Origin of the sequence: Levilactobacillus parabrevis (assembly GCF_044051715.1) — a bacterium.
GTDB lineage: Bacteria > Bacillota > Bacilli > Lactobacillales > Lactobacillaceae > Levilactobacillus > Levilactobacillus parabrevis.
Map to the genome: position 1 here is coordinate 578518 of NZ_CP168688.1, position 11808 is coordinate 590325.

Consider the following 11808-nt stretch of genomic DNA (forward strand, 5'->3'; position numbering starts at 1 on the left):
CGTGTTGCTTACCGGATAGGTTTACCCGCTAGGCAACACGATTTTTGTCTAAATTAATGTGCAATTAGGGAACCAATACCAACTGCTGCAATCACGTAAACTAATGCAATTGCAATGGTGGTCCAGGTCTCTTTTTGCCAGAATTTTTCAGTCATGGTTAGACCTCCTTAGGCTACCTTAGCGATTGGTGCGGCGGTAGACGTGAGCTTCGACTTGTTCAGAAGTAGGGAGCTGGCGACCACGGAGAATGAGCTGAACGCCATACCCAGGCCAGCAAGCTCTGGACTGAGAACGAGCCCGAGGGCGGCGAAGAGTCCGGCAGCCACGGGAATTCCCAGCGTATTGTAGATGAATGCCCAGAAGAGATTCAACTTGATACGGCTGAATGTCTTTTGACTGAGCTCAAGCGCGCGCACCACGTCCTGCAAATCATTCTTAACCAGAACAATACCACCGGCTTCGATGGCAATATCGGTACCAGAACCCATGGCGATACCGACATCGGCGGTCGTCAAAGCTGGTGCATCGTTGATACCGTCACCCGCGAAGGCAACGGGACCATCTGCTTGTAGTCGCGTGATGGCAGCGGCTTTGTCACCGGGAAGAACATTGGCGATGACTTCGTCGATGCCGACTTGGTCAGCAATGGCCCGTGCTACCCGGTCATTGTCACCAGTCAACATTACCGTTCGTAAGCCGCGTGCTTTGAGCGCTGCGATGGCACCTGCTGAGCTAAGTTTAGGGGCGTCCTGAATGGCAATCAGGCCAATGACCTGGTCAGCTTGGCCGACGATGACGACCGTTTTAGCGGCGTTTTGTAACTGGGTCATTTGTTGCGTCAGTTCTGGCGTAAGCGTGTAGTTGTCGAGAAGTTTGTCATTACCGATAAAGGCGGATTGACCGTCGACTGTGGCTTGCACACCCTTGCCCTGAATGGCTTGGAAATCAGTTGCGGCGACGGGGGTAAGACCAGTGTCGTGGGCCTTGTCCAGAACCGCGGTAGCCAGAGGATGTTCGGAGGCAACCTCCAGATTGGCGGCCACTTGAAGGACTTCAGGTCCCCCCACAATGTCGGTGACTTGGGGATGGCCCTCGGTGATGGTGCCGGTCTTGTCGAACACGACGGTTTTGATCTTATTGGCTGCTTCGAGGACTTCACCGTTTTTGATGAGAATACCCATCTTAGCGCTACGACCAGTACCGACCATCAATGCCGTCGGGGTGGCGATTCCTAGTGCACAAGGGCAGGCGATAATAATGACCGAAACGGCGAATAACATGGCATTCACGAGGCTGGCGCCCAACAGAACGTACCAGACGGTGAAGGTAAGGATGGCGGCAATCAGGACAGCGGGGACGAAGATGTCTGCGACCCGGTCTACAGTCTTTTGAATGGGTGCGTGACTGGTCTGGGCCTTCTTGACCATTTCGACGATCTGAGCCAACAGAGTGTCGTCACCGACTTTGCTGGCAGTAAACGTAAAGGTTCCTGTACCGTTGATGGTGGCACCAATGACGTGGTCACCAGCTTGTTTGGTCACGGGCATACTTTCTCCAGTCACCATGGATTCATCGATGCTTGAGTGGCCATCGGCGATGGTGCCATCAACGGCGACCTTTTCACCGGGTCTTACGCGAATTGTATCGCCGACCACAACGGCACTCAGAGGGACCTTAGTGAACTGACCGTCACGGAGCACGTCGGCACTCTTGGCTTGGAGACCGATCAACTTTTCGACGGCCCCTGAGGCGGAATGCTTCATCTTTTCCTCGAAGTATTGTCCGAGAAGGATGAAGGTGATGACGAAGGCGGCACTCTCATAGAAGACGGCTCTGCCTGTAAGCATTGCGTAGACACTATAGAGGTAGGCCGTTGCGGTACCAATAGCGACTAGTGTGTCCATGTTGGCATGATGATGACGGAAGGCAGCCCAAGCGCTTTGGATAAATGGCCGGGCGGAGACGGCCATGACCCCGGTCGTCAGGAGAAACATCGTCCAGGCGCCGCCAGGGAGCGTAAAGCCAAAGGGGGCTGCCACCATTTCAATCAGCATAGGTAGAGAAAGAATCAGTGAGAAAACGAAACGATTCTTGATGCTCATGGTTCGATAACCACCTTTCCGCGGAACATATCCATACCGCAGGCAAACTTATAGGTGCCGGCGTGGCTGGTATCAATGGTGATTTCCTGTGGTTGGTTCAGTGGCAAATCGGCTAAGACGTTGAAGTCGGGAAGCTGAACCTGATCCAGACAGCCAGCGTCGTTGATGCGGTTAAACGTGAGCGTGGCTGGCACGCCTTGTTTCAAAACGATCGTGTCGGGTTGGTAGCCACCGTCAACGGTGACGGTCGCCTTTTGTGTGGTATTTGTTTTCGTCATAAGATGACCTCCAATAGGGTTGTGTGCGTGATAAGTGATAGTTATTTGATGATGACCTTGCCGTGGAACATGTTCATTCCGCAAGCGTACTCGTATTCACCGGGGGTGCTGGTATCGATGGTAACGGCGTGATTTTCGTCCTTAGGCAAGAACTCGTTGATACCGAAGTCGGGGAAGACGACCTGTTCCAGACAGTTCGAGGGATCCTTGCGGTTAAATGTGATCTGAGCGGGAATCCCGCGCTTGAGAACGACGGTGCTTGGGGTGTAGCCACCACTGACGGAAACGTCGACGTCCTGTTTATCGTGAGTGACCGCTGCGTCGACCGTTGCGGTGGTGTGCTTACCGAAGAACCACCAAGCGATGAAGCTAATCGCAATCACGGCGCCAATTGTAACGAAGAGTTTATCCATAGCTAATTAGACCTGACTTTCTTTTGTGTTTACAAACGTAATCGGTGTAAATAGCATAAGACTATCGTTTACATTTGTCAACGAAAAAATAGCTTTAGATCATATTCTGTCGTTGATGACTGACAAAAAACGCCACAGCCACTTGGAAGAAGTGGACTGTGACGTCGGTGTTTGAATTTGAAATGAAGTAGGCGTTAGATTTCTTGGACCAGACCATCGAAGAAACGTTTGAGGGAAATCTTTCCCCGGGTGCTGCGTTCGCCCTCCAGGTACAGCATTTCACTCCGGACGTTCTTATATTCATACAGCGTGTTAGCGTATTCTACGACGATCTCGTCGCCCATGTCGTCGAGGCAGAGGTGAGCGAGGTTAGTCAGGCCGGTCTTTATGGCGCGTCGAACGCGCTGAAAGACGATCTTCTTCTCGCGGTCGTCAATGTGGTAGGCCACGTTGAAATCAATCTCACGAAAACTCAATTGCTGGTCAATCATGATCTGGGTGATGGCTAGAATGTCGGCGGAACCGGCCTCCGAGGTGATGCCCAGAAAGCGTAGAATTGACAGGATTTTAGCCTTTTGCGCCTGATGGGGGTCCACGGTCGGAGTCGCCGTGGGAATACCGCCAACCAGCGACTGCACGGCGTTGAGCTTGGCGGCCATCTGGATGCTTTGGGCGACCTTTTCCACGACCGTCTTGACTTCGATCAGGTTGATTGGCTTGTCGATGAAGAATTCGATGCCCGCCTGATAGGCCTCAGCCCGTAGCTCGTCGTCCTTAACCTGGGAAATCATGATGAAACGGAGATCGGGATGGAGGTGTTTGAGCTTTTCAACCAGTTCAATCCCGGACATGCCGGGCATCAACAGGTCAACCAGGACAATATCGACGTGTTGGATCATGATATCGGCGATCGCCTTCTGAGCGTTGGCGGCGACGCCAATCACGCTGTTGTTAGCGTCCTGTTCGAGAATCCGGCGTAGCATCATTGGGATAGCGGGGTCATCGTCGACAATGTAGAATTTCATGCGGAAACCTCCTGTGCGAGTCGTTGTTTGTTGAGCGTAATTTCAAAATTAGTCCCTTTGCCGAGCTGTGAATGGACCTGAATATCGCCGTCAAATTGTTCCTGAACGATAATTTTGACGTGCGAGAGGCCGATGCCCCGGTAAACGTTCCCGGTGTTCTCGTCGAACTTAGTACTGAAGCCCGGCTGGAAAATCATGGCCTGAGTCTCTTCGTCCATGCCGGAGCCGTTATCACTGACGGTAATGATGACGTTGGGACCGGCGTCGGCGACCGTGATGCGGATGTAGCCGTTGGTCTGGTCGAGCATGGCATCGGCGCTATTGAAGATCAGATTGGAGAGAATTGAGACCACGTAGTAGTGGTTGGGGATGACGATATCGACGTGACTGTGGGTGTCGATAACGACACCCCGTTGTTCATCTTTGAGGGCTTCACGAATGTAGCGAGTGGTCACGCGCAGAATGTCGGCCAGTTGCATGGGGGTCGCTTGATCGTTACCAAAGGAACTACCCAGCCCGCAGATGACGTTTTGGTAGTCCTTCTTGATTTCGTGAACGTCGCGGGCGATGTCCAGGGCCATTTCACGTTGTGCGGGGGTGACGTCGGCGCTTTGGAGTTGTTTGTTCAACAGGTAGGCGTTCTTCATGACGTTTTCAATCTCCGTAATATTTTTACGCATGAAGTAGACCTCACTTTTCACGACCGATGCCACCCAGATGAAGTGGTAGTACTGCTGTTCGTGGTCCTCATCGCGGACGAGAAGCGTGAAGTGGTGGTAGAGAAAGGCGAGACAGCAGCTGAGCAGGCTACGCAAGAGTGCGGTGACGAATAGCAATTGAAATAATCGGTAGTGGTAATCAGTGAACCCGGTTAAAATGCTGACTTCCAGCAAGTTAGCGAGGTAGTCACAGACGATGATCGTCAGTAGAAAGGAGCTATTGTTTCGCTGACCCTTGCGCCAATATAGCCAGTAATACAGCACACCGTAACAGACGTAGAAGGCCATGTCGGCTGCCACGTAGCGCAGATTGTCGGTACGGCTGACATCATTGCCAATGAATAACAGGATTCCCCGAAAGATGGGCGAGGCGCCAGCGATGGCGACCGTCAAGTGGATCGGATTCAGGTCACCGTTAAAGTAGAGAAAGATCGGCAGTAACAGCGCCGATAACGTCAGGATAAAGCCGGGGGTGTAGGCGGTGAAGTTGACCTGTGAGGCCAGGGCGATGCAGATGGCGGCAATGAGAATCCGCCGGTAACGTTCGTGACTAATGAAGCGGGATTGTTTCAACATCTTGAAATAACTCCTAACTTATTATGGACAATGGACGTTGCAAATATATGTATGATTACTTTGACCTGAAAACAGTGCGGGTTCGCCTGCGGCTGCCCAAAATTCCGTCTGCTGTGGGGAACGGAGAAAGCCACAGTGCGGTCTTTCTCCTCGACTTGAAGCTGCAAAGTTCGTGCATCTTCAAGTGCGTCCCACGCTGTAAGGCCAGGAAAAATCGCCTGGTCTAACAGCGTCGTCACAGCTGACTGCATTTTGGGCCTCCTCCGGCTAAACTGATTTGGCAGTCAGTACCAAGCAATCTTTGTTCAGTGTAACGTACCTGGTTAACTTCGCAGAGGGAATCACTTTTATAAATTTGCTGTAAGTGACGAATAGTGATGATCTTGATAATCTTTTTTATTCCTTAGCGTGATTCAAGCAAGGCTGGTGTGTGAGTGAGCTAAGGGGTAAAGAGGACCTTAACACCTGACACAACAGCACTTGCGGTGGCTTGAATCGCTAACGATTGTCTGTGATTGAGAACGTGCCAATATAATAAAAAAAGTATTTTCCCGACGACTTGAAGCTTCTTGAAGTTTCGCGAAACCGATTACATATACTGTCATTGTAAATAACAAAGGAGGAATTAACAATGTACAATTTGCGGAATCGGAGTTTTCTCACTTTATTGGACTACACCCCTAAGGAAATGGGTTTCCTGTTACAGCTGGCTGAAGATCTCAAGAATGCCAAGTATGCGGGCACGGAACAGCAAAAGTTGAAGGGTAAGAACATCGCTTTGATTTTTGAAAAGAACTCGACTCGGACCCGTTGTGCATTTGAAGTTGGGGCCTACGATCAAGGGGCCCACGTGACTTACCTCGGCCCTTCCGGTACACAAATGGGTAAGAAAGAGTCAGCCAAGGATACGGCGCGCGTGTTAGGCGGGATGTTTGACGGTATTGAATACCGGGGCTTCTCCCAACGGACCGTGGAAACGCTGGCTGAATACTCAGGCGTCCCCGTTTGGAACGGTCTGACTGATGAAGACCATCCAACGCAAGTTTTGGCGGATTTCCTAACAGCTAAGGAAATCCTCAAGAAACCATACAACCAAATCCACTTTACATACGTGGGTGACGGCCGAAACAACGTGGCCAACGCGCTGATGATCGGTGCCGCAATCATGGGGATGACCTACCATCTGGTCTGCCCACAAGAACTGAACCCTTCACCAGAACTGTTGGCTAAGGTTGAAGCCATCGCAGAAAAGACGGGCGCAACTATCTTTATCACCGACGATGTGGACCAGGGGGTTAAGGGGTCTGACGTGCTCTACACCGACGTTTGGGTATCAATGGGTGAACCAGATGAAGTCTGGACGGAACGGATCAAGTTACTTTCACCCTACCGGATCACCAGTGAAATGATGGCCAAGACCGGCAATCCAAACTGTATCTTTGAACACTGCCTACCATCCTTCCATGATACGGAAACCAAGGTAGGTAAGGAGATTGCTGATAAGTTTGGGATTACCGAAATGGAAGTTACCGATGAAGTCTTCGAAAGCGACGCATCGGTGGTCTTCCAAGAAGCCGAAAACCGGATGCACACCATCAAAGCAGTGATGGTTGCGACCTTAGGCGAATAAACGGGGGACGAGCAAATGGCAAAAATTGTTGTGGCCCTCGGTGGAAACGCCCTGGGAAAATCACCGGAAGAACAGTTGCAATTGGTTAAACACACCGCAACGTCACTGGTTGGTCTCGTGGCGGCCGGTCACAAGGTTGTCATCAGTCACGGGAATGGTCCGCAAGTTGGGGCCATCAACCTGGGGATGAATTACGCGGCGGAACACGGGCAGACGGCGGCATTCCCTTTCCCTGAGTGTGGGGCGATGAGCCAAGGCTATATTGGCTATCACCTCCAGCAGAGTTTGCAGAATGAACTCCACCAACGGGGAATTGTGAAGGATGTGGCGTCGGTCGTCACTCAAGTCGAAGTTGATGAAAGTGACGCGGCGTTCCAGCACCCTACTAAGCCAGTCGGCGCGTTCTACAGCAAGGAAGATGCCGATCGCATCGTGGCCGAAAAGGGCTACACCTTCGTTGAAGACGCGGGCCGTGGGTATCGCCAAGTGGTCCCTTCACCACAGCCCAAGTCGATCATTGAACTCAAGAGTATTAACGACTTGATTGAAAACGACAACCTCGTGATTGCCGGCGGTGGCGGCGGGGTTCCCGTGGTCAAGACCCCAGCTGGTTTGAAGGGTGTGCCAGCGGTTATCGACAAGGACCGCTCCAGTGCTTTACTAGCGGCAAACATCGCGGCGGAACAGCTGATTATCTTAACGGCAGTCGATGCCGTGTACGTCAATTACGGAAAACCGGATGAAGATGTACTCCGCGAGTTAACAGCGGCGGATGCCAAGCGCTACATTGACGAGGGCCAATTTGCACCGGGGAGTATGTTACCCAAGATCGAAGCCTGCTTAGACTTTGTCGCTTCGGGCAACAACCGAACGGCCCTGATCACGTCACTGGACCGGCTGGACGATGCGTTGGCTGGAAAGGTCGGCACACTGATTAAGTAAGTTAGAACACCACTTATAATTTGGCAGACACATAGAGCGCGGTCCAAGGGATGTTGGCGTAGCACCCGTTCTTGGGACCGCGTTTTGGTATGACGTTTGGTTGGAACAAAGTTTGCTATCGCCTTACCGGGCAGCGTAAATTGGCTGGAACGCGTGGGCGGACGCCTAAAGCCATAGAGCGGTCTTTAGGCTTGGATTTGAACCTCTGAGAAGCGAGTTTCAAACCCACCAATCACCTAAGTGGCATGCCACTTAGGTGATTCCCACGGCTGAGCCAATTTACGCCGCCCTCACGGCTTACGTTGGCTTAGAGCCCAAACGGTGCCTGCCCATTGGTACCACGGCGTTGCGATAGTTGATGCCAACTTGTAGTGACTATGGTTAATTGTGGATTAAGTCAATTTTAAATTGTTCAAAAGTAGTAGCCGGAGGAGGCCAGGAATGCAGCCGGCAGTGGTAATGGTATTGGCTGGCATGCTTGCTAGCCAATACCATGGGCGAGCTTGGAGACACGTGACTTTCGTGGCTTCAAGTCGAGTGGAAGCCCGTACTTTGGCTGGAGCGTCCCCACAGCAGGCGGAAGCTGCGCACAGTTTTCGGAATTGTTTAAAAGCAAGGACAGAAGTCAACTAAGAGCAAAGGGGTGGAAACATGGATACACCAGCACAACAACCTAAAAAGAAGTTCAAGCTGCGAATGCCCGGCGCGTTTGTGATCTTATTCATCTTAACAATCGTTGCCGTGATGGCGACCTGGATGATTCCTGCGGGGTCCTATTCCAAGCTTGCTTACGAATCGTCCAGCTCGTCGTTGGTCATCACTAAGCCTTCGGGGAAGACGGAAAAGGTGGCGGCCACTCAGGAACAACTGGATAAGCTGGGTGTCAAGATTCAGATCAAGGAATTTACCTCAGGCGGGATTACCCAGGCCGTCTCGATTCCCAATACTTATCAACGGTTGAAACAACATCCGGCGGGCTTGGGCGCCATCACCAGTAGTATGGTGCGTGGGACCATCGAAGCCGTGGATATCATGGTCTTCATCTTCGTGTTAGGAGGACTCATCGGTGTGGTTAAAGCCAGCGGGGCGTTTGAAGCCGGCCTGCTGGCGTTGACCAAGAAGACGAAGGGTCACGAATTTATGTTGATCTTCATGGTGGCCGTCCTCATGATCTTAGGAGGAACGCTCTGTGGGATTGAAGAGGAGGCCGTGGCCTTCTACCCGATTCTGGTGCCGATCTTCATTGCGATGGGCTACGATTCCATCGTCTGTGTGGGGGCCATCTTCCTGGCGAGTTCGGTCGGGACATCGTTCTCCACGATTAATCCGTTCTCCGTGGTGATTGCGTCCAACGCGGCCGGCATCAACTTTACGGAGGGAATCGTTTGGCGGATCGTCGGGCTGATTGTGGCTTCCGTCTTCGTCATCTGGTACCTGCACTGGTACAGTAAGAAGGTGAAGAACACGCCGGCCTTCTCCTACACCTACGAGGACCGTACGTCGTTTAACAAGATGTGGTCGGTAGCTTCCGGCGACAGTGAAGAGGGCAGCGAGTTTACCTTCCGGAAGAAATTAATCCTGATTCTGTTCGTGGTGACGTTCCCCATCATGGTCTGGGGCGTGATGTCTCAGGGCTGGTGGTTCCCAACCATGGCGTCATCCTTCCTGGCATTTGCCATTATTATCATGTTCCTGACAGCGACTGGTAAATACGGGATCGGTGAAAAGGGTGTCGTGGATGCCTTTACCAACGGGTCTGCGAGCCTGGTCGGGGTCTCGTTGATCATTGGACTTGCCCGGGGGATTAACCTGGTCATGAACGAAGGCCTCATCTCCGACACGATTCTCCAGTATTCCTCAACACTGGTGGCACACGTGAGTGGATCGGTCTTCATCCTGATTCTGATGCTGATCTTCTTCGTGCTCGGGTTCATCGTGCCATCCTCATCTGGTTTAGCCGTGCTGGCAATGCCAATCTTCGCACCGTTAGCCGATACGGTTGATATTCCACGGTTCGCCGTGGTTACGGCCTACCAATTCGGTCAGTATGCGATGCTCTTCCTGGCGCCAACTGGTCTGGTGATGGCAACCCTGCAGATGCTGGACATGAAGTATTCGCACTGGTTCAAGTTTGTTTGGCCAGTCGTCGTCTTCGTGCTGGTCTTCGGTGGCGCCATCCTGGTGGCAGAAGTGCTGGTCAGTTGAGTTTAGTGAGCTAAAATTGAAAAGTTAACAAATAGCCGCCAGCCCCATCGCATTTCAGCGACAGGGGCTGGCGGCTATTTAGGTTGGATTAGACAAGTTAGTTTTTAGATTTGTAGCCAAAATCAGGAATGTTACGCCAGCGCTCAGAGAGGTAACGCACAGCCTGTTTGGGTTCGCGGGCCCGGGTGAAGATCCCCTTCTTGTTGCCTTGTACCCGCTGAATGCCGAATTTCGTTTGAAAGTCGGCGAAGTTCCAGAGCTGTTCACCCACGAAGTTCGGGATCTCATCGAAGACTTTACTGTAGGTCCGGTAGTAATCGGTCTGATATTCCTCGGAGAATGGTTCGCCGTAAGCGCTGTGGACGCCGGCAATGGTATCGGCGCCATACTCGGTGAACATGATTGGTTTGTCGGGATACAGTTTTTGCCACGCCTGTAATTCTGCGCGGAGGTGAGTCTCGGCGGCTGACAGGTCGCCGGTATCGAGGTACCAACCGTAGTAGCGGTTGAGAGCCAGCACGTCGACCAGGTCGGATGATTTATCGGCGGCGGGTGACGCTTGAATCTCACCCACGTAGGTTAAGGGCCGCTTCTGGGGATCTAACTGGCGCGCTAGCTTGAAGAGTGGCGCGAAGTATTCGTGGGCCCCCAGCGAGTAGTTGGCGGCTTCATTGGCGATTGACCACATGACGACACAGGCGTGATTCTTATCGCGGTCGATCATTTCGTGAATGACCTGACGGTGAGCCGGTTCGGTCTTCATTTTGGTCCAGGTGCCGTCATTGAAGTCGGGCTGAACGACGGCATTCATATTGAAATCAAAACGGGTCATTAGCCCGACCGCGGGTGTTTCGTCGATGACTACGATGCCTTCGCGGTCGCACAGCCGCATCATTTCATCCGAGTAAGGGTAGTGTGAGGTGCGAAAGGAGTTGGCACCCATCTGCTTCATGAGGTTGATGTCGAGAACGTTGTAGGCTTGGTTGAGCCCCTTGCCGTTGACGTAGGTGTCCTCGTGCTTACCGAATCCCTTGAAGTAGAACGGTTGATTGTTAATCAGAAATTGGCCAGCTTTGACCTCGACCGTGCGGATGCCGAACGGCTCGTCGTACTGGTCAATGATCGTACCAGCAATAGTTCCGGACACATGCGCCGTATAGAGATAGGCGTTGCCGGGCTGCCAGAGATGGGCGTGTGGGACAGTTGCCGTGTGGGTGGTTGGGTCGACGGTCGCCACGACTTGGCCGGTGGCATCGCAGATGGTCGTTGTCAGGTCGAGCCCCTCACCGGTTGAAGTGACCGTCACCGTAGCCGTTCCGGTAGTGAAATCTACCGTAGGGACGATGGTCACGTCACTGATGAAGTGCTGGGGTGTCGTGTAAATCTTAACCGGGCGGTGGATGCCGGCGTAGTTAAAGAAGTCGAAGTTCTCATCGACGTGATGGGTCACCCGGCCATCGGCGTCGGTCGTTTCGTGATAGTTGCCGACGGGCAGGGTCGTGTGGTCGAGAAGGTTGCTGACTTTGACGGTCAGACGGTTCTTGCCGGGGATGAGGTGGTTATTTAGAATGACCTCAAATGGAGTGAAACCGCCCTTGTGATGGGTAATTTCGGTGCCGTTGACGAAGACCCAAGCCTCGTGGGTGACGGAACCAAAGCGTAAAACGAGCCGCTGGTCTTGAAGGACGTGCATGATGGTAAAATCACGTTCGTACCAGAAAAAGCCATCGTGTTGGCGAATCTTGGGGTCCACCGTTTGGTCGTTGAATGAGGCTGGAACGGCCATGAGTGTGGTGGTGGCGAGGGGCTGGGTGACATCGACCGGGTGTTGTTCGTCTTCGACCTTGAATTTCCAGGTGCCGTCGAGGTCGAGGACGGTGCGGTCAGAATTGCTGACGGGATAGAGCATAGATTATAA

General features: G+C 52.5%; 9 protein-coding genes. 3 read left to right on the plus strand and 6 right to left on the minus strand.

What is annotated here, in order from left to right; translation table 11 throughout:
* Positions 1 to 167 precede the first annotated feature (167 nt).
* The 5 genes from ACEPSU_RS02810 to ACEPSU_RS02830 all read right to left on the minus strand — a co-directional run bounded on the left by ACEPSU_RS02810 (position 168) and on the right by ACEPSU_RS02830 (position 5113).
* Positions 168 to 2102 (minus strand): copper-translocating P-type ATPase, encoded by a 1935-nt coding sequence (locus ACEPSU_RS02810; protein ID WP_395323521.1) that lies wholly within the window; start codon positions 2100 to 2102, stop codon positions 168 to 170.
* A complete protein-coding gene (locus ACEPSU_RS02815; protein WP_395322737.1) occupies positions 2099 to 2380 on the minus strand; it encodes a cupredoxin domain-containing protein in 282 nt (93 codons plus the stop codon). The genes ACEPSU_RS02810 and ACEPSU_RS02815 overlap by 4 nt, the downstream gene beginning before the upstream one ends.
* A 41-nt stretch (positions 2381 to 2421) precedes the next feature.
* Positions 2422 to 2793, minus strand: coding sequence for a cupredoxin domain-containing protein (locus ACEPSU_RS02820; protein ID WP_395322738.1), 372 nt, complete (start codon positions 2791 to 2793; stop codon positions 2422 to 2424).
* Between the two features lie 194 nt (positions 2794 to 2987).
* On the minus strand, positions 2988 to 3818 hold the full coding sequence (locus ACEPSU_RS02825) for a DNA-binding domain-containing protein (RefSeq protein WP_395322739.1): 831 nt from the start codon (positions 3816 to 3818) through the stop codon (positions 2988 to 2990).
* On the minus strand, positions 3815 to 5113 hold the full coding sequence (locus ACEPSU_RS02830) for a sensor histidine kinase (RefSeq protein ID WP_395322740.1): 1299 nt from the start codon (positions 5111 to 5113) through the stop codon (positions 3815 to 3817). The genes ACEPSU_RS02825 and ACEPSU_RS02830 overlap by 4 nt, the downstream gene beginning before the upstream one ends.
* A 631-nt stretch (positions 5114 to 5744) precedes the next feature.
* On the opposite strand from ACEPSU_RS02830, the gene argF reads away from it, so the two are divergent.
* The 3 genes from argF to ACEPSU_RS02845 all read left to right on the plus strand — a co-directional run bounded on the left by argF (position 5745) and on the right by ACEPSU_RS02845 (position 9890).
* Positions 5745 to 6743 carry an ornithine carbamoyltransferase gene (gene argF, locus ACEPSU_RS02835; protein WP_395322741.1) on the plus strand — a complete coding sequence of 333 codons (999 nt, stop codon included), beginning with the start codon at positions 5745 to 5747 and terminating at the stop codon, positions 6741 to 6743.
* 15 nt (positions 6744 to 6758) lie between these two features.
* Positions 6759 to 7685: a carbamate kinase gene (gene arcC / locus ACEPSU_RS02840; RefSeq protein ID WP_395322742.1), complete on the plus strand. Its 927-nt coding sequence runs from the start codon at positions 6759 to 6761 to the stop codon at positions 7683 to 7685.
* Between the two features lie 651 nt (positions 7686 to 8336).
* Positions 8337 to 9890 (plus strand): YfcC family protein, encoded by a 1554-nt coding sequence (locus tag ACEPSU_RS02845; protein WP_395322743.1) that lies wholly within the window; start codon positions 8337 to 8339, stop codon positions 9888 to 9890.
* Positions 9891 to 9987: 97 nt separating this feature from the next.
* Here the strand turns inward: ACEPSU_RS02845 and uidA are convergent, their stop codons facing one another.
* Entirely contained in the window at positions 9988 to 11799 is a 1812-nt protein-coding gene (uidA, locus tag ACEPSU_RS02850; protein WP_395323525.1) for a beta-glucuronidase, read from the minus strand.
* Between the last annotated feature and the right edge of the window lie 9 nt (positions 11800 to 11808).

Excerpts from the sequence above, each read along its gene's own strand:
- ACEPSU_RS02810 (WP_395323521.1), bottom strand. The coding sequence starts at position 2,102 with ATGAGCATCAAGAATCGTTTCGTTTTCTCACTGATTCTTTCTCTACCT.
- ACEPSU_RS02815 (WP_395322737.1), bottom strand. The coding sequence starts at position 2,380 with ATGACGAAAACAAATACCACACAAAAGGCGACCGTCACCGTTGACGGT.
- ACEPSU_RS02820 (WP_395322738.1), bottom strand. The coding sequence starts at position 2,793 with ATGGATAAACTCTTCGTTACAATTGGCGCCGTGATTGCGATTAGCTTC.
- ACEPSU_RS02825 (WP_395322739.1), bottom strand. The coding sequence starts at position 3,818 with ATGAAATTCTACATTGTCGACGATGACCCCGCTATCCCAATGATGCTA.
- ACEPSU_RS02830 (WP_395322740.1), bottom strand. The coding sequence starts at position 5,113 with ATGTTGAAACAATCCCGCTTCATTAGTCACGAACGTTACCGGCGGATT.
- argF (WP_395322741.1), top strand. The coding sequence starts at position 5,745 with ATGTACAATTTGCGGAATCGGAGTTTTCTCACTTTATTGGACTACACC.
- arcC (WP_395322742.1), top strand. The coding sequence starts at position 6,759 with ATGGCAAAAATTGTTGTGGCCCTCGGTGGAAACGCCCTGGGAAAATCA.
- ACEPSU_RS02845 (WP_395322743.1), top strand. The coding sequence starts at position 8,337 with ATGGATACACCAGCACAACAACCTAAAAAGAAGTTCAAGCTGCGAATG.
- uidA (WP_395323525.1), bottom strand. The coding sequence starts at position 11,799 with ATGCTCTATCCCGTCAGCAATTCTGACCGCACCGTCCTCGACCTCGAC.